This window comes from Candidatus Ornithobacterium hominis (genome assembly GCF_900538215.1).
Classification (GTDB): domain Bacteria; phylum Bacteroidota; class Bacteroidia; order Flavobacteriales; family Weeksellaceae; genus Ornithobacterium; species Ornithobacterium hominis.
Genome location: NZ_UNSD01000002.1, coordinates 190,052 through 208,276, shown reverse-complemented (window position 1 = coordinate 208,276; position 18,225 = coordinate 190,052). Strand labels below are relative to the sequence as shown.

Sequence of the window (18,225 nt, the reverse complement as noted above, 5' to 3'; positions counted from 1 at the left end):
CAAAATTATGAGTGGAAAATTTAAAGACAACAAAACAGGTGATTTACCGCAGCCATCAACTGCAGCACTTCCAGATATTATCTTTATGCTTTTGTTTTTCTTCATGATTGCTACGAGCATTAGACAATCTAGTTATGATGAGTTCATCAAAATAGAAATGCCCAAAGCAAGTGCAATGAATAAAATCATGAAAAGAGATATGATTGCATATCTTTATTTAGGAGTTCCGAAGAATAAATCCCAATACCCTCAAGATTTCCTATTGTTACTAAATGATAAGCCAGCGCAAATCAATGATATACGAGCTTGGATTGGAGATGAAAATAGCAAAAGAAGTGGACAGGATTTAATGGAATACGGATTGATAACGCAACTTACGATTGATAAAAATGCAAAAGTAGGTTACGTACAAGCCATTAAAGAACAATTAAGCTATTCACAAGCCTTCAATGTCAGTTATGCAGGTGTAAAAGCTAGTCCTGAAGTTGCTGAGTAGAATATAAAATTTAATTTATTCTAAAAAATCCATTTCTTTGCATAGAGAAGTGGATTTTTTTTAAGGCTTAAAAAAAATTAATAGAAATAAGAAGATGAAGAAAATAATATTCTGCATTTTAGGTTTAGTCTTTATCACAAGTTGTAAAGAAGAATCTTGGAAAGAATCAGAGCAGCAAAAGTTCATAAAGGACTGTATTCAGGCATCAAATGGAGCCGAAGGAAGTAAAGAAATTTGTGAATGCGGACTTCAAAAAGCCATGGAAAACTTTAAAACTAAAAAAGAGGCTGAGCAAGCAATCCAAAAAATGAGCGAAAAGGAAATTATGCTGATGTATGAAGATTGCTTAGATTTTCAACATGACCACCATTATCATTAAAAGATAAAAAATTAATTGTGAAATCGTAAGTCTTTAATATTTAGTTGTGTATACGTTTTTCCTTGCCAATGATTTTCCTCTATGCTATAGACAATATCAAAAAGCTCTTCTTTGATACGAGGCAAAAGCTCTCCCATATTAAATGCAATTGCAGAAAAAATCTGCTTGGAATCTACTGAAAATAGATCAAACTTCAAATGCTCTCCGTTTTTTCCTAACCTTTTGCCATAACCAGCAAAAAGAGCATTTTGGGTTAAAAATAAAGGGTTTAAATTTTCGGGGCCATAAGGCTGAAATTGATGAAGAATTCGTAAAAATTTAGGGGTAATTTCTTTGAAACTAATTTCAGTATCAATTTCGATGGAGGGATTCTTCTGGTGGCTATTAATTTTTTTACTCACAGCTTTTTCAAATTTTCGCTGAAATTCAGGCAAATGAACTTCTTTCATAGAAAAACCTGCCGCATACATATGCCCGCCAAAACGCTCAAGCAAATCAGAGCATTCCTCTAAGGCTTCATAAACATCAAAACCTTTAATGGAACGAACAGATGCTACCAGCACATTGTCTTCTCCTTTTGTGAAAACTACCGTCGGGCGGTAATAAGTTTCTGTAAGCCGAGAAGCAACTATGCCAATCACACCTTTATGCCAATGCGGTTGATAGACAATACTTGTATTCTTTTTTTCCGTCTCTTTGCCGAGCAAAGCCAAGGCTTCGTCTGTAATACTATGGTCAATATTCTTTCGTTGAGTATTTAGTTTATTAATTTGACTTACATATTTTCTCGCAGTCAAGCTGTTTTCACAAGTCAATAATTTCACGGCATCAGTCGCGTGGTGAATTCTACCCGCAGCATTGATTTTGGGGGCAATACCAAAAACAATATCAGAAATATTAATATTACCCTTCTTTTCTTGAGGCAAAAGCATGGCTAGCCCCAAGCGAGGTTTTTTGTTCAAAACCTTCAAGCCATAGGTAGCCAAAACACGATTTTCACCAGTGATGGGGACAATATCGGCAGCGATAGAAACAGCGACTAAATCTAACAAAGCATACAGAAATTTTTTATCAAGATGAAATTTTGTATTCAAAGCTTGGATGAGTTTAAACCCAACACCACATCCGCTTAGTTCTTTGTATGGGTAAGAACAGTCTTTCCGTTTAGCATCTAACACAGCAACGGCACGAGGCAAGTTTTCCCCAGGCAAGTGATGGTCTGCTATGATGAAATCAATATTTTTTTGGCGAGCATATTCCACCTGCTCATTGGCTTTAATGCCACAATCTAACGAAATAATTAGATGAATATTATTATCAGCAGCAAAGTCAATTCCATCCTTAGAAACGCCATAGCCCTCTTTGTAGCGATCAGGAATATAAAAAGTTAAATTGGAGTAAATTTGTTTTAAATAAAGATAAACCAAAGAAACAGCGGTGGTGCCATCCACATCGTAGTCACCATACACCATGATGTTTTCACTTTGGTTTATGGCTTTTTCTATTCTTTCTACAGCACTTTGCATGTCTTTCATCAAGAAAGGGTCATGCAAATCATCTAAACTTGGACGGAAAAACTTCTTGGCAGAATCAAAATCATCAATCCCGCGCTGTGATAACAAAAGTGCTAAATTTTCTTCTATATGAAGCTCAGTTTGGAGTTTCCGAAGTTGATTGGATGAAGATTTAGATTTTAGAACCCAGCGTTTAGACATATTTTGTAAAGATACAGGGAATTTATGGGAAAGAAAATTTATTTAATTTAATAGAAATTTTTAAAGGCTTGGAAAATTTTGAGAAAAATAAAATAAATGACTAAAAATGAATGTCATAAAAACTTAAAACAAGTCTAAATAAATTCTTCAACTTTCAAAAATTATTTAACACCTTCTACGCTCAACACCATTTCACCTTTCAATTTCGTATTCTTTACAATTCCCAATAGTTCTCCGAGAGTCCCACGCAAGTGTTCTTCAAATTTTTTGGAAATCTCCCGACTGAGACAAGCTTGGCGTTCACGACCAAAATGTTCTACGAAATCACCCAACGTTTTCTCAATTTTGTGTGGAGATTCATAGAAAATCAAAGTTGATTTCAATTCTTTTAATTGGTTAAGTCGGGTTTGCCTTCCTTTTTTCACTGGTAAAAAGCCACAAAAATAGAAATCATGATTGGGCAATGCCGACTGGATCAAAGCTGGGACAAAAGCTGTAGCCCCAGGCAAAACTTCCGTCTCGATTTCATTTTCTATACAATTTCTCAGCAAAAGAAATCCTGGGTCAGAAATTCCCGGAGTCCCAGCATCAGTTATCAGCGCAAAACTTTTCCCTTCTTTCAGCTGTTTGATGATTTCTGGGGTATGCTGATGTTCATTATGCGCATGGTGAGCGTACATCGGCGTAGAAACCTCATAATGTTGCAGAAGTTTAGCACTGTTTCTAGTATCTTCAGCCAAGATAAAATCCACCGTTTTCAACACTTCAACACCACGAAATGTCATATCAGCCAAATTTCCAATTGGTGTTGGGACTAAAAATAATTTCCCCATTTTCCTAGTGAAATCTTTTGACGATTAACTCTCTTAGTCGCTCTAAATATTCATCGTCATGATTTTCCCAGCCTATCTCATTTTTCAGCTCCTTCAGATAAGTTAGAGAAGAAGGCAAATCATTAATTCTATTGAGCGTTTTTAGTACCAAATCTAAAGACTCGCCATCTCCTTTAAAAAGCTGTGCTCTAAAAGCAATTTTATCATTCAAATCCAATCGGATAGGACTTAAATTCAAATTAGACTCTGGCTGAGGAACTTCTAAATCTCGCTCAAAAATCTCTTCTTTTTGCTCACCCAATTGATGAAAAACAGGCGTTTCTTCTCTTTCCGTTTCAGCAGGAGAAACCAATGGCAAATCTGTGGCTAAGTCCAAATCAAATTCAGAAATTTGTTTTTTGTCTAAATATTTTACAACGATAAATTTCTCGTACCAACTTCGCAATTTAATTTCTTGTAATAGTAAGCCATTGAAAGAATTCACATGAGCAATTTCTGCAGCGAAACTTTTAATTTCTTCGGTTAATTCTTTTTTGATTTCATCTAAATTTTTATTCATAGGGAAAAATGATTTCAGTGTTTGAAGATAAAAAATCCGTCAATTCAACGGATTTTTTTAAACCGTAAAAAATTATTTTTTAGGAGGAAATTTTGCTAAAATTTCATCTACCGCCTTGGGAACCACCACCGATTTTTCCTCCAATCGGTCTAAATTGATTCCCGTTCCAATGCCTTGCCACACTAGCGTATTCTGCTTAGCATCCACTAAATCAATCACTAAGGTACCTTCGCGGTAATTTCTCGTTTGCATGGGGTTTTGCCAAAATGGTCCATAGAAAAACCACGGGTCATACCAACGGTCTACAACTACTCGGTTCTTATTAGCGGCAGAAATGCTCACAATTAAATCAGCAGCATTAGCATCTTGCACAGGGGTAAAACCTTTGGCTGCTAGATTTTTGCCAATAGCAGTCACGACACGTTTTTTGTCTAAACTATTCATTTCTAATTTTTCCAAACCCTCTTGGTGGTAAGTAAAAGTTTTGTACTGGCTGAAGTCAGCATTTCTATCAAAATCAGAAGAAACACTTACTGAACCACAGGACGTTAGCCATAGAAAACTAAAGAAAATAAGACTGGAAAATATTGTTTTCATGTTTGAAATTGTTTTTTTTTGAATGACAAACAAAAATTATTCCTTATCAAAAAAATAAACTAATATTTTAATTTGTTTTTTTGAAAAAGCCCCGTTTTTTCAAATCCGTAGAGGCAATGTTTTTAGCCGTTTTCGCTGCCATAGCCATGCTTGAGAAGGTGTTTTTTACTCAATTGTAGTTTTATGAACTTTGGGGCTGAAATAATAATCTTCTTTTCAAAAAAAAGAGATTTTTCTCATAGGTTGATGATAAAACCGACTTTTTCTAAATCTTCATAAAAATTAGGGTAACTTTTAGTCACGACCATGGGGTCTGCGATTGAAATTTTTTCTCGCAATGCCCATGGAGCAAAACACATTGCCATTCGGTGGTCATTGTAGGTTTCTATTACAGGATTTTTTAAGCCTTGAGAAAAAGAAAGTATTTCAAAAGAATCCTCAGTAATTTTTGTTTCCACGCCAAATTTTTGAAGTTCAGATTGCAATGCGGCTAAGCGATCAGTTTCCTTAATTTTGAGCGTGCGAAGCCCCGTTAGCTTCGTTTTAATTTTCATTGCAGCTGCTGTTACAGCGATGGTTTGGGCAATATCAGGAGTAGCATTCAAATCTAGTTCAAAATTTTTGGGTGGCTGAAAGTGAGGAATTTTTTTAAGGCTTATAAAATTTTCTGAAGCTTCCATTTCTACGCCAAAATAGAGTTGGTATATTTTCCCAGTGGCTGCATCGCCTTGGCGGCTGTTGGGGAAATAATGAAGAAGCTTAACCTCAGCTTTCTCTGCAAGAGCAACCATTGAAAACCAGTAAGATGCTGAGCTCCAATCTGATTCGATTTTTAAATTTATGGGCAAAACGTGAGTAGGATAAATGGTAATGCCATTCGGTTCAAAGTTTACCCTTACACCAATTTTTTCTAAAAGAGCTGCTGTCATTTCCAAGTACGGGCGGGATGTGAGCTCAGTTGTGAAAGAAATTTCACAAGGCTTAGCAAATCGACTTGCGACCAACATCAGAGCAGTAATGTATTGGCTGCTAATATTTCCTGGGATGCTGAAATTAGATGGGCTCAAACGCTGCCCTTGAATTTGTAGCGGAGGAAATTTTTCATTTTCCAGATAATCTATCTTAGCTCCCTGCTCTCGTAGCGCTTCTACGAGCGGGTAAACAGGGCGTTGGTGCATCCGTTCGGAACCTTTTAGAATAATTTTTTTTCCCTGACAAAGTGCAAAATAAGCTGTCAAAAATCGCATGGCCGTGCCAGCGTGGTGAATATCAATCTCGCCTGAATCTGAATCTAAAGCTTTTTTTAGCAGCAACGTATCATCAGCATTAGACAAATTTTCCAATCTAATTTGTGGGAAAAGTTTTTGCAAAATCAACCCACGATTGCTTTCACTTTTAGACCCAGAGATATTTATTTCTCCGTGAATGACGGCACTGGGGTGAGAGAGGTGCAACATTATTTCAGTTTAGGATTGTTTTGATGTCTATTGTGGTCTCTTTTCGTTTTAGCCTCTATTTTTTTCTGAAAAGCAGCCTCCAAGTCCACACCAGTTTGGTTTGCTAAGCAAATAGCCACAAAGATGACGTCGGCTAACTCTTCGCCTAAATCTTTGTTTTTATCAGATTCTTTCTCTGATTGTTCCCCATAGCGGCGAGCAATGATGCGGGCAACTTCGCCGACTTCTTCAGTGAGTTGAGCCATATTAGTTAACTCGTTAAAATAACGAACCCCATGAGACTGAATCCACTCATCGACTTGCTTTTGAAGCGGTTTTAGCGACATAAAAAAAATTTAACATTAAAGTTTGAATTTTAAAAGTAAATAAAAAAAGCATTATCTAATGATTTTCCCCCTAGAAAATTTTTTAAGCCTTAAAAAAATATTAAAAAAATAATGAAAATAGATGAATTTATCCGAATTTTGGGAACATGAAGTTAGAAACGCTTTTGGCAAATATCACGGCACATTCGGGCATCAAAGACCCTTATGCCGCCACACATTTACCGATTTATAACACGGCTACATTTGATTTGAGTAAACAATATGGCGATGAAATTTTTGATTATTCACGTTCTGGAAATCCGACAAGACAAGCACTTGAGCGAATTTTTGCCCTTGCAGAAGAAGGCAACGGTGCGTGCTGCACCAATACAGGTTTGGCAGCGGTAGCGTTGCTGTTTGAAAGCGTTTTAGCACACGGCGAAAAAATCATTGTAGAAAAAGATTGCTATGGTGGAACGTTTCGCCTGTTGAGCGTTTTGGCTGAAAAAAATAAAATTCACACAACTTTTTTAGACCTTTCTGATTTAGAAAATTTAGAAAAACATTTGAAAGAAAATAAAGTTAAATTGGTCTTGTGTGAGTCACCGACAAATCCCGGGCTGAAAGTCTTGGACTTAGAAGCGATTGCTTTGATTTGCCATAAACACGGCGCATTGTTTGCCGTAGATAACAGTATGGCGACATTTGCCTCGCAAAAACCCTTGAGTTTGGGCGCTGATTTTTCAGTTTTCTCTACGACTAAATACGTCTCTGGGCACGGTAGCATTACGGCAGGTGTTTTGGTGAGCAAAGATGAAGCTTGGAACGAAAAAGTACAATATTACTGCAATGCACAGGGGAGAGCACAGTCTCCGATGGACGTTTTTATAACCTCTCTGGGGCTTTCGACGCTGGTGACTCGTATAGAAAAACAAGCTGAAAATGCTGGAATAATTTATCAATTTTTGAATGAAATTTCACAGATTTCAAACCTGAGATTTGTGGGTAGCCCCGAGCATCCGCAGTTTGAACTGGCGAAACGGCAAATGAAATACACCCCAGCAGTATTGACTTTTGAAATGGAAAGTGAGCAACGAGCACATAATTTGATGGAAAATACTCGATTCATCGGGCAAAAAGTAAGCTTTGGCACGTCAGATTCTCGCATGGAAATTCCATCATTGATGAGCCACGCCTCTAAAAAATCAAGTGCGGGTGCAGAAAATGATTTTTCAAATAAAACCATCCGCTTTTCGGTAGGATTGGAGCATCCCGATGATTTAAAAGAAGACATTTTACAAGCCTTAAAAAATTGATAATGAATTATTTCCCATTGATACCAACAGGTGAATTTATTCCGCAAGACAATCCGCATGCGGTTTCGGTTTCTTTGCCGTTTTTTCAAGATATTATTGATTACGAGGAAGAAAAACCGGCGTTGCTCCAGCAAATGAGAAGTGGCTATCCACGTTTTTTTGTGAATGGTTTTGTGAAACAAATTATTCTAAAGTTTAGAGAAGAAAATGTCATTTCACCAGAATTTGAAATTTTTGTTTTGCCTAATGAGCGTATTTTAAAAATTATAGAAAATAAAATTCTTCAGCCGCTAGATTATTCAGAAAAATGGGGATTATTTTTTGTGAAAATCAATAAAAAAGATGAAATTTTTAAAGCCTTAAAAAAAATTATTCGAAACATTGGTGCAATTGTAAGTTCCAGAAGGGCAGAAGATATTTTGTGTGACAAAAATTGGATCAGAAATCGGTTTGAAGAAGAAATTATAACAGAAAATGCACCTAATAAAATCAAGAATAGTTTGGCAAAGGCTTATGGCTGCAAGCCTAGCGATGTATTATTGGCCAATAGTGGGACTAATGCTGTTTTTGCAGCAATAGAAACTATTTTAAGACTTCAAAATAAATCTAAAAATGGGAAAATTGTACAGCTGGGTTGGCTTTATTTGGATTCTCAGGAAATCATACAAAGCTATGATTCTGAGTGTTATGTGCAGCTAAATGTTCATGATAAAAATGCCCTAGAAAATTATTTGGAGAACAATTACCAAAATCTGAGTTGCGTGGTAACGGAGGTAATTACCAATCCGTCGTTGCAATGCGTAGATTTGCCTTGGCTGAGAGAACTTTGTTTGAAATATCATCTCCCATTAATTGTAGATTCTACGCTTGGGACGCCTTATTTAGTTGATGTTTTACCGTATTGTGATGTGGCGGTAGAAAGTTTAACAAAATTTGCCTCTGGCAATGCAGATGTGCTGATGGGAGCCGTGATTGTTAACCCAAGTTTTGAGAGAGGAAAAGCTTTTTTACAAACATCAGAAGATTTTTTGATTTTGCCGTATCAGCGAGATGTAGAGCGGTTGGCATTTGAAATTTCAGGTTATGAAAATCGAGTGAAGCAAGCAGCTGAAAATGCACACCAGCTCTATGAATTTTTGAAAAAACAAGATTTTACAGCTAAAATTTATGCCGTTCAAGAAGGGAAATCACGAGAGAATTATAAGAAAATTGCAAAAACCAGCATCCCAGGGGTGCCACTATTGGGGCTTGTTTTTGAGGGGAATATTCGGGCGTATTACGATATGTTGCCATTTGCGAAGGGACCAAGCTTAGGCACCGAGTTTACGCTGGCAATGGCGTACGTTTATTTAGCGCATTACGATTTGTTGCAAACGGAAGCAGGTATTGATTATTTAGAAAAAAACGATTTGAACCCGAATTTGTTGCGAATTTCTGTAGGAGTGGAACCCATTGAAGAAATTTTAAAAGCTTTTAAAAATTTATAAAATCTCTCAGAGGCTTTTAAGTTTTTATTATTTCTTAATTATAAAAATTTATTTTTTCTTGTACAGAACAGGGTTGAGCTCTTCATCGTTATACATTTTCATTTGTTTATAAACTTTCATTTTTTTATATCCGCTAGCTAAGTCAGCTAAAAGTTCTTCTATCGCGGTAGATAAATCCTGTTTTTGTTCGTACAAAACATGGAGTTTCTCAGCAGATTTTGCTTGATGTTCAGCAGAAGCATCGTCTCGTTCTGCCTCTTCTTTCATATGATAAATTTTCAAGGCTAAAATAGAAAACCGATCCATCGCCCAAGCAGGACTTTCGGTATTAATTTTAGCATTGGGAAGCAAACTCACATTCTTATATCTATTTAGAAACCAACTGTCTATGTACTCTACGGTATCTGTTCTTTCTTGGTTAGATTGATCAATCCAACGCTTTATTCTCAAAGCTTCTTCAGGATTGATTTTGGGCTCTCGGATAATATCTTCCAAATGCCATTGGACTGTGTCTATCCAGTTTTTTCGATACAATAAATGCTCGAAAGATGAAGAGTCATACGGATTTTGAATTTTAGCATTGACACTATCTGTTTGATGATAGTCTGCGATGCATTGTTCAAAAATCCCCCAAGCTTTTTCAGTTAATTTCATTTCAGAATTTTAAAAGTAGTGAATAAACCTTCCATTTGCGTAAGGTAATCTCTTTTTTTGCTTTTTCCTTGATTGAGCGGTGCAAATAGAATTGCATCAGCGATGTAGAGTTCCTGATTTTCTGTGTCTAAGATGACCTTGGTCGTATATGGACCGCCCATCTGAGATAGTGACATAGACCACCAACCTTGGCTTTCATAAGTTTTTTGCTTATTTTGATTCTGAATTAATTTGAAGTCAAAAAAATCGCGTAAAACAGGCTCGGGCTCGGTTTGTATAAAGTCTGAAACTAATAATTTGATAGAGTCTACGCCAATGTACTGATATTCTGGTTCGCGGGCTCCCTTGGTGTATTTAGCATTGACACTATCTCTAATTTTAATTAAATCCAGCAGCTCTAAATCAGATTTTTTGAAAGGAACTTTATAAACTAAAATATTCAAAATATCGTTAGAACTATGATTTACAATATTATTGTTAGCAGTCCTGTTATGCACGGTGTTGACTTCATCTTTTCTAAACCAAACAAAGTTTTTATTTTCTTCAGCTAATTTAAAGTCATTGGGGATCAGTAGATTAATTCCTAATTTCTCCAGTTGCGGGGTTGATTTACTTTTTTCTTTGAAACCTTGCAATAAAAATGTGCGGTCTGCCCAGCGATAAAGGTCTAAAATTGAATCTTGGTTTTGATAAAGCAACTCAAGAATTTGTTCGTTAGACTCACCAGAAACATTTACAAAGCCTTGAGGTTTAGCGTATTTATCTTTTGATAGTTCAATTTTAGGAGCACCTTTTTCTATTTTTAAAACTAAGCGTGTCCGTTTAAAATTATCAAAAACACCCATACTAAATGGGCGAGTAGCGAACATCACTTCAGGGGGGTAATATAAGCCTGGAAAAACTTTACCAAAGAGCAAAGTATCATTTAAGCCTGGCTCTAGCTTGTCATATAAAAGAGGATCCGAAAAAACGGAAACCAAGTTAATGGGGCCACTAGAATCAGGCCGGTATGAAGATTCTTGCTCTTGATTCGATTTTTTTTTGCACCCGTAAATCAATAAAGCGGCAAAAAAAATAAAGCTTAATTTATTGAACAAGTGCATACGAGAAAAATTTAAAGATTAGGATTATTAATTTCCTCTTTTTTCTCTGATTTTTCGTCTTCTTTGGTTGCATCTTTGAATTCTTTAATTCCCGAACCCAAACCTCTCATCAGCTCAGGAATTTTTTTACCACCGAATAACAATAAGGCTAAAATCACTAGGGCAGCAATTTGCCAAGGGCCAAATGCGCCTAAAAATATAGTTGAAATCATTTTTTAAATTATTTATGGTTCAAAGTTAATTAAAATAATCATTACATACCAATAACCCAAGCAGCTGGATTTTGTTTTACTGTTCCTTTCCAGATTTGGAAATCCAAAATGGTGTTATTGTCATTATCGGTATAAATCGTCCCAAGACTCTGTTTGGTAGAAATTTTTTGCCCTTTAGAAACACTTACCTGGCTCAAGTTATTGTAAACGGTAAAGTATGTTCCGTGTGAAATCATAACCGCCTTGTTCCCTCCCTGCACCAAAATCACTTCTTGCACCACTCCTTCAAAGACTGCACGAGCTTGCGTTCCTTTTGCGGCTGCGATTTTTACACCAGCGTTATTTTCATAAATATTTTTGAGGATTGGGTGCGGTTGGCGTCCAAATCCACCTACAACTTCGCCGCTGGCAACAGGCCAAGGCAATCGCCCTTGATTGGCTGTAAAGCTATTAGACAGCGATTCCGTTTCAGCTGTAGAAGAATAAGTTTTTTCTGATTCCTCTTTTTTTGCAGGTTCTTTTTCAGTTTTAGGCACTTCTTTTTTCGCTTCAGTTTTATTAGCAGCAGCATCCCGAGCTTCTTTAGCTTTACGTTCTGCTTCTAATTTTGCCAAGCGTTCTCGTTCTCTGCGAGCCTCCTCTTCTTTTCTTTTACGTTCTGCCTCCGCTTTTTCTCGAGCAATTCTGATCTCTTCTTGAATTATGGCCTCAATTTGCCCTTCTAATTTCTTGTTTTCTTGTTTTTTAGCCTCTATTTGGGTAGCAATTTGAGATTCATTGGCACGAAACTCTTGTAAAACTTTATTTTGTTCTTGCTTTTGAGTTTCTAAATTTTTCTTCAGCTCATTTCTCTGAGCCAGCAAGATCTCTTTCTCATTTTTAGCTTTTTCTCTTTTGCTGATTGTCAGCTCAATATCCTTTTGTTTTTGCTTAATTTCATCAGCTTTTTCATTCTGGTAGCCCGAGTATTTTTCTAAGTATTTAATTCGTCTGAAAGCCTCAGTAAAATTTTTACTAGAGAGAATAAAAAGAATTTTATTATGCAAAGACTTATTTTTATAAGCGTTGACCAAAACATCTTTATACTCTTTTTTGAGTTCAGACAATTCACGTTTTAGCTTATTGATTTGAAGCTGGGAGAGATAGATTTCATCTTTCAGAGCTTGAGTTTCTTTTGCGGTTGTTTTTAGTAATTCATTTTGTGCCTTGATTTTATCCTCTAATTGCTTAATGTACAAAATAGATTTTTTCGACTCAGATTTACTTTGATTCAAACTCTTATTGAGTCGAGCAATTTCTTGTTGCAAGGCACGACTCTCTTTTCTAAGCTTTTCTTTGTTGTACTGCGCATTTAGGCTAGAGCAAAAAAGAAAACTAAAAAACAGAAGCAAAAAATATCTCATAAAATCTATTTATTTTACCTCTCTTTTAGAATATCCACTCGGGATTTTAAAAGGAGCTTGCATTTCTTCAAAAGTAAAATTATTATAATCTAATTCAATTGCCCCAGGCTTTTGGCTGTTTATCAAAATTTTAACAACTGAAGGTAAATTCATGCCTTGCAGATTTTGCCATTCGCTGTAGTTGGCGATGATTTCCGTTTGATTTTGCGTATCTTGAATTTTGATAACTCTCAGACGATAATTAGTATCAAAAAAGAAAGAATGAATATACTCTCCTTTTTTGTTAGAATTTTTTAAGGCTTTATTTTTTTTATAGGAAAGCTCATATTCGCCCGAAGCCTCATTGGCCGTAAACTCATAATTATGTAGACTTGCGAGTAGAGGAGCTTGCCCGAGTAGAAGTTGCTGAACTTTTTCATAATCAAAGAAATCTACATTGAATTGTTCATTCAAATAGCTCAAATCCTCATCAATGTACGTGCGGTCTAGAATTTCATAAGCCTTCACACCAGCAGGGGAAATCAAGGCTCTAGCTCCAGTGATGCCCAACATAGAAGCGTTGAGCCATATTTTTTTATCTTTTTCGATGTAGAGTTTCAGCGTTACATTGATGTTTTTTTTATTAATATTTGCGTTTAATTTAGATTTGATTTGAATGGCTTTGAAATCGGGAAGCTGCTTTTGGTAATTATTCCAAAATTGCTGAACAGATTGTTCTACAACATCGCCGCTAGCTTTCACAATTTTTTTCTGTATTCCGCAAGAGAATAAGAAAAAAGCAAAAAATCCGTAGAGAAATATAAATTTACGTTTCATGTTTTACCTTTTTCCAGTGCTACCAAATCCGCCTTCGCCACGAGCGGTGTTTTCTAATTCCTCTACTGCATTAAATTCAACTGTTTCGTGCTTGGCAATTACTAATTGGGCAATTCTATCGCCATTATTTATGGTGAATTTTTCAGCAGAAATATTCGCTAAAATCACTTTCACTTCGCCTCGGTAATCGGAATCTATGGTACCCGGTGAGTTGAGGCAAGTGATGCCGTGTTTGATTGCCCAACCGCTGCGTGGGCGAATTTGCCCTTCAAAACCTTGCGGGATTTCTAAAAATAAACCAGTCGGGATTAAAGCTCTTTCCAATGGCTCTAGAGTGACTGGTGATTCTAAATTCGCAGTTAAGTCAAGTCCAGCAGCACCCGCAGTTTTGTGTTCTGGTAGAGGATGTTGCGATTTGTTGATAATATTGATTTTCATAATAAATTTTTAATCGTTTGTTTTTCAATGAAAAAAATAAGGCTTAAAAAAATAAAAAACAATGAATTCCCTACCCATAAATTTTGTGAAAAGCCTAAATAACTAATCATTGAAAAAATAATTACAAGTGCTAAGTAAAATAAAATTTTTCTTTTACGGTAAGGAATGTGATAATTTTTTTGCCCGATGATGTAAGAAATCACCATCATTACCGCATAAGCAACCAGCGTTGCCCAAGCCGAAACCATAAATCCTAAGAAAGGAACTAAGGCGAGATTGAGTATAATCGTTATGCCTGCGCCGGCCCAAGAGATGTAGCTTCCGATTTTGGTATTATCTGTCACTTTGTACCACGTAGATAAATTGTAATAAATCCCGAAAAATAAATTGGAAATCACAATCACTGGGACGATGTCGATGGCCAGTAGGTAGTCAGGGTCGGTAATGATTAAGTTTTTGAGCCAAGATAAATTGGTGATGATGCCTAAAGCGATGATGGAAGCTACAATGCTAAAGTATTCCGTTATGCGCGCATATTTGATTTTGGCATCATTGGCCTCCATTTGCTTGAAGAGGTAAGGCTCTACACCCATGCGGTAGGCCGTGACAAAAAGTGTCATCAGCACGGCAAGTTTATAGCAGCCACCGTAAGCGCCCGCTTCTACTTCAGAGACGATGAAACGCTGCACTACTTTATCAAAATTTTCATTGACCATGAAAGCAAAACCCGCAATCATAATGGGGTAAGCAAAACGAAACATTTTCTTGAATAAACCATAGTCAAACTGAATTTTTAGCTTTAAACCAATCGGTAATAGCATCAGAATTCCTGCTAAACTACCAATCAAATTACTGAAAAAAGGAAAGGCGACCTTCTCATTTAAACCAAAAGAAGCGGATACCGAGTAAGGAATAACCAAAAATAGTAACATAACGGCAAGCGTCTGAATCGTGATTTGCCCTACACGAATGGCGGAATACGCCACCGCTTTATTCCTGAACCGAAGCCACGCATATGGAATCACACAAAGCGTGTCAAAAAAAGCAATCCAGCCAAACCAAGTGATGTACTCAGGGTTTTCTTCATAATTTAAAAACTGGGCAATGGGTTCTCTTAAAACTAAAATCAATAAAATAAAAACAAAGGCATTGAAAAATAAAAACCAAAATGAAGTGTTAAAAACTTTTTGGGTTTCACTTTTATCTTTTGCGAATCGAAAAAAAGCCGTCTCAAAACCAAAAGTCAATAGAATATTCACAAAAGAAATTAAGGCGTACAAATTAGTGAACTTAGCAAATTCTGCCACGTTGATGTGCTCAAAATAAAATGGATTGAGCAAAAAAGTAATGACCCGAGGCAGAACCGCCCCAATGCCATAAATGATAGTTTCGCTAATTAATCTTTTGTACAAAATAACTCTTTGAGATTACAAAAATCATTCATCTTTCTCATTCCGCAAAATCTATTCTTTAAATTTATTTGACAATCATTTTTTTTAAGCCTTAGAAAAACGGTGAGCAGCAATTGTTTTTTTTTTGACAATTCATAAAGGTAATTTGAAATAAACTACGAAATCATGAAGTGAAACACGTGAAATTATGATAAAAACACATGGAAATTTTTTAAGGCTTTGAAAATTTTGAAAAATAAAATGTAAATTTAGATATTATATTTGTAAAAATGACGATGGGTATAGAAAATAAAAACATTGGCGTAGTCGGCAGTGGAAGTTTTGGGACAGCAATGGTGAAAATGCTACTAGAAAATGCTGCTACCGTGAATTGGTGTGTACGAGACGAAACGTTAAAAAATCATATTAAACAAGAGAAAAGAAACCCAAACTATCTTTCATCCGTAGCGTTTGATGTAGAGCGGCTAAATCTCACAACGAGCATCGATCAGCTTGTGCATCAGTCAGATATCATCATTTTTGTAGTCCCGTCGATTTATCTTTTAGAAACGCTGAAGCCGTTGACAATTAGTTTAGAAAATAAAATCATCATCACAGCCATCAAAGGATTAATTCCTCAATCTTGTGAAATCATTGGAGATTATTTTATGAAAGAATATGGCGTAGCAGAAGAAAACATTGGTGTAATTGCGGGCCCTTGCCATGCAGAAGAAATAGCTTTGGAGAGGTTAAGCTATATCACTTTAGCATTCAAAAACGGAGAAAACCTGAACCGATGCCGACGATATTTGAAGTCTGATTTTGTGCGAGTTACCCCGAGTGATGACATTTATGGAACAGAACATTCCGCCGTGCTGAAAAATGTATACGCCATCTCTGCTGGCATTGCCAATGGACTTAATTATGGCGATAATTTCATCGCCGTTTTGCTCAGTAATGCCATTCGAGAAATGGAAGAGTACCTGAAAATCATTAGCCCTATAGACCGAAACATCAATAACTCTGTTTATTTAGGCGATTTATTGGTGACAGGATATTCCTATTTTAGCCGCAACCGAATGTTTGGCAATATGATTGGCAAAGGCTACACCGTGAAATCAGCTTTGATGGAAATGAATATGGTGCCAGAGGGCTATTATGCCACTGAAGGTATCTTCAAAATATCAGAAGAAAATGGCTTGAATCTACCGATTTTAGAAACTGTGCATAAAATTTTGTATCAAGAAAAAAATCCTCGAAAACAGTTTAAGAAATTAACGAAAAAAATAGACTAAAAGCTTAATTTGAAAATTTTTTAAGGCTTAAAAAAAATAAACAAAAAATCATTAAATGGAGGAGCAAGACTTTTATCAGAAAGTTTACGACGTTACACGGCAAATTCCGCTAGGGCGAGTAACCACCTACGGGAGCATAGCTAAATTCATCGGCGCCCCACAATCTGCCCGAGTGGTGGGTTACGCACTCAATGCCAGTCACGGTTTACCCGATGTCCCAGCACATCGGGTGGTGAATAGAAAGGGTTTACTCACAGGGAGACATCATTTTGCAACCCCTGATTTGATGGAAAAAAGATTGAAAAAAGAGGGAGTGAAAGTTGAAAACAATCAAATTATAGACTTTAAAAAATATTTATGGCAACCAGAACAGCATTAAACAATATCGATTTAGATACCGTAGAAATGACGTTGGATATTATGAAATACGTCATCAATCGAATCACTACAACAGACCCTTTCCTGGGTGAAATTCAATCTGAGGAAGAATTATTTAACTTGGTCGGTGAAACCATTACCGAAGAAGGAATCGGAGGTGAAATAGCCTTAGATAAATGGAAGAATATTCTGTCAAAAGCTTGCACAACGATAGACCACCCAAGGCATTTGGCATTTGTGCCAGCAGCGCCGTCGAGAGCAGCCGTTTTGTTTGATTTGGTAGTTTCGGCAAGTTGTATCCACGGGGCGTATTGGCTAGAGGGAGCTGGAGGTATTTTTGCAGAAAGTCAAGCGATGAAATGGCTGGTATCTTTGACTGGTTTACCAGAAGGAGCTTTTGGCGTTTTCACCTCAGGCGGAACGGCGGCAAATTTATCAGCAATAGTGACTGCGAGAGAAGCTTGGCGAAGCAACAAGCTAGAAAATCAAACTAAGAAAGGCATGATTTTGACTAGCGTTGGCGCACATTCCTCTATCAAAGCCATGGCAAAAGTGACAGACGCAGAAGTCATACTAGTAGAGACAGAAGAGCAAATGACGCAACAGGAATTAGAGCAAAAATGGGCAGAACTGCCATCTGAAATCAAAGAGCGAATCTTTGCAGTAGTAGCAACAGGCGGAACTACCAACGCTGGGATCATCGATGATTTAAAAGGTGTGGCTAAATTTTGTCAAGAGAAAAAACTGTGGTTTCATGTCGATGCAGCTTATGGTGGAGGAGCTTTGGCAGCAGACAGCGTGAGGCACTTATTTAATGGGATAGAGGAAGCTGATAGTATTACTATCGACCCGCACAAATGGCTTTTCTCGCCTTACGATTGCGGAGCGGTAATCTACAAAAAACCAGAATTGGCACGAGAAGCTCATGCGCAACATGCAAGTTATCTTAAAATTTTTGATGACCCACGAGCACAAGGATTTAACCCCTCAGACTACCAAATTCAGTTGACGCGGCGTGTCCGTGGTTTGCCGCTATGGTATTCGCTGGCCATGCACGGAACACAGGTTTACAAAAATGCCATTGAAAGAGGAATAGAATTAGCCCAGATTGCTGCAAAAAAAATTGAGCAGAGAGAAAATTTAGAATTAGTAAGAGAGCCAGGCTTGAGCTGCGTTTTGTTTAGGCGAAAAGGTTGGTCAGCAGAAGAATACAAGCTATGGACGTATGAAAACATCCGCAAAAACTTTGCTTTCGTAACGCCAACACAATGGCAGAGCAATGGCAAAACAGAAAGTGTTGCGCGTTTCTGCTTTATAAACCCAGATACGACAGAATCAGATATTGATAAAATTCTAGATTCAATGGAATAAAAAAATAAGCCTTAAAAAAA

General features: G+C 36.8%; 20 protein-coding genes. 7 read left to right on the top strand and 13 right to left on the bottom strand.

The genetic code is table 11. The features are described 5' to 3' along the window. Positions 1–7 precede the first annotated feature (7 nt). Positions 8–496: an ExbD/TolR family protein gene (locus tag D5J18_RS01205; RefSeq protein ID WP_119057197.1), complete on the top strand. Its 489-nt coding sequence runs from the start codon at positions 8–10 to the stop codon at positions 494–496. 94 nt (positions 497–590) lie between these two features. Beyond that, positions 591–875, top strand: coding sequence for a hypothetical protein (locus D5J18_RS01200; protein ID WP_119057196.1), 285 nt, complete (start codon positions 591–593; stop codon positions 873–875). An 11-nt stretch (positions 876–886) separates the two neighbouring features. On the opposite strand, the gene recJ is transcribed toward D5J18_RS01200, so the two are convergent. From recJ to D5J18_RS01170, 6 genes are all read right to left on the bottom strand, one after another. Beyond that, positions 887–2,590: a single-stranded-DNA-specific exonuclease RecJ gene (gene recJ, locus D5J18_RS01195; protein WP_119057195.1), complete on the bottom strand. Its 1,704-nt coding sequence runs from the start codon at positions 2,588–2,590 to the stop codon at positions 887–889. 161 nt (positions 2,591–2,751) lie between these two features. Further along, positions 2,752–3,423 (bottom strand): 16S rRNA (cytidine(1402)-2'-O)-methyltransferase, encoded by a 672-nt coding sequence (gene rsmI, locus D5J18_RS01190; RefSeq protein WP_119057194.1) that lies wholly within the window; start codon positions 3,421–3,423, stop codon positions 2,752–2,754. Positions 3,424–3,427: 4 nt separating this feature from the next. After that, positions 3,428–3,982 carry a DUF8457 domain-containing protein gene (locus D5J18_RS01185; protein ID WP_119057193.1) on the bottom strand — a complete coding sequence of 185 codons (555 nt, stop codon included), beginning with the start codon at positions 3,980–3,982 and terminating at the stop codon, positions 3,428–3,430. 72 nt (positions 3,983–4,054) lie between these two features. Continuing rightward, positions 4,055–4,579 carry a DUF4136 domain-containing protein gene (locus D5J18_RS01180; RefSeq protein ID WP_119058813.1) on the bottom strand — a complete coding sequence of 175 codons (525 nt, stop codon included), beginning with the start codon at positions 4,577–4,579 and terminating at the stop codon, positions 4,055–4,057. Positions 4,580–4,815: 236 nt separating this feature from the next. Then, entirely contained in the window at positions 4,816–6,036 is a 1,221-nt protein-coding gene (locus tag D5J18_RS01175) for a 3-phosphoshikimate 1-carboxyvinyltransferase (RefSeq protein WP_119057191.1), read from the bottom strand. Continuing rightward, the gene (locus D5J18_RS01170) at positions 6,036–6,362 is read right to left on the bottom strand and encodes a nucleotide pyrophosphohydrolase (RefSeq protein ID WP_119057190.1); all 327 of its coding nucleotides are present in this window, start codon (positions 6,360–6,362) and stop codon (positions 6,036–6,038) included. The genes D5J18_RS01175 and D5J18_RS01170 overlap by 1 nt, the downstream gene beginning before the upstream one ends. 146 nt (positions 6,363–6,508) lie before the next feature. Here D5J18_RS01170 and D5J18_RS01165 point away from each other — a divergent pair, with 146 nt between their 5' ends. Further along, the gene (locus D5J18_RS01165; RefSeq protein ID WP_119057189.1) at positions 6,509–7,657 is read left to right on the top strand and encodes a trans-sulfuration enzyme family protein; all 1,149 of its coding nucleotides are present in this window, start codon (positions 6,509–6,511) and stop codon (positions 7,655–7,657) included. 2 nt (positions 7,658–7,659) lie between these two features. Continuing rightward, positions 7,660–9,144 (top strand): PLP-dependent transferase, encoded by a 1,485-nt coding sequence (locus D5J18_RS01160; protein WP_119057188.1) that lies wholly within the window; start codon positions 7,660–7,662, stop codon positions 9,142–9,144. Positions 9,145–9,192: 48 nt separating this feature from the next. On the opposite strand, the gene D5J18_RS01155 is transcribed toward D5J18_RS01160, so the two are convergent. From D5J18_RS01155 to D5J18_RS01125, 7 genes are read right to left on the bottom strand one after another with little or no spacing between them, the layout of a single operon-like run. Continuing rightward, positions 9,193–9,798, bottom strand: a complete 606-nt coding sequence (locus tag D5J18_RS01155; protein ID WP_119057187.1) for a DUF4254 domain-containing protein — start codon at positions 9,796–9,798, stop codon at positions 9,193–9,195. After that, entirely contained in the window at positions 9,795–10,901 is a 1,107-nt protein-coding gene (locus D5J18_RS01150) for a DUF4837 family protein (protein ID WP_119057186.1), read from the bottom strand. The genes D5J18_RS01155 and D5J18_RS01150 overlap by 4 nt, the downstream gene beginning before the upstream one ends. An 11-nt stretch (positions 10,902–10,912) precedes the next feature. Beyond that, positions 10,913–11,113, bottom strand: a complete 201-nt coding sequence (locus tag D5J18_RS01145) for a Sec-independent protein translocase subunit TatA/TatB (RefSeq protein WP_119057185.1) — start codon at positions 11,111–11,113, stop codon at positions 10,913–10,915. Positions 11,114–11,154: 41 nt separating this feature from the next. After that, positions 11,155–12,516, bottom strand: a complete 1,362-nt coding sequence (locus tag D5J18_RS01140) for a murein hydrolase activator EnvC family protein (protein WP_119057184.1) — start codon at positions 12,514–12,516, stop codon at positions 11,155–11,157. 9 nt (positions 12,517–12,525) lie between these two features. Further along, positions 12,526–13,332, bottom strand: coding sequence for a lipoprotein insertase outer membrane protein LolB1 (lolB1, locus tag D5J18_RS01135; protein ID WP_119057183.1), 807 nt, complete (start codon positions 13,330–13,332; stop codon positions 12,526–12,528). A gap of 3 nt (positions 13,333–13,335) precedes the next feature. Then, a complete protein-coding gene (gene dut / locus D5J18_RS01130) occupies positions 13,336–13,770 on the bottom strand; it encodes a dUTP diphosphatase (protein ID WP_119057182.1) in 435 nt (144 codons plus the stop codon). Further along, on the bottom strand, positions 13,767–15,182 hold the full coding sequence (locus D5J18_RS01125; RefSeq protein ID WP_221407259.1) for a lipopolysaccharide biosynthesis protein: 1,416 nt from the start codon (positions 15,180–15,182) through the stop codon (positions 13,767–13,769). Before D5J18_RS01125 ends, dut begins: the two co-directional genes overlap by 4 nt. A 269-nt stretch (positions 15,183–15,451) precedes the next feature. Here D5J18_RS01125 and D5J18_RS01120 point away from each other — a divergent pair, with 269 nt between their 5' ends. From D5J18_RS01120 to D5J18_RS01110, 3 genes are read left to right on the top strand one after another with little or no spacing between them, the layout of a single operon-like run. Continuing rightward, entirely contained in the window at positions 15,452–16,456 is a 1,005-nt protein-coding gene (locus tag D5J18_RS01120; protein WP_119057180.1) for an NAD(P)H-dependent glycerol-3-phosphate dehydrogenase, read from the top strand. 55 nt (positions 16,457–16,511) lie between these two features. Next, positions 16,512–16,835, top strand: a complete 324-nt coding sequence (locus D5J18_RS01115) for an MGMT family protein (RefSeq protein WP_119057179.1) — start codon at positions 16,512–16,514, stop codon at positions 16,833–16,835. After that, entirely contained in the window at positions 16,814–18,205 is a 1,392-nt protein-coding gene (locus D5J18_RS01110; protein WP_119057178.1) for a pyridoxal phosphate-dependent decarboxylase family protein, read from the top strand. Before D5J18_RS01115 ends, D5J18_RS01110 begins: the two co-directional genes overlap by 22 nt. The last annotated feature ends 20 nt before the right edge of the window (positions 18,206–18,225 follow it).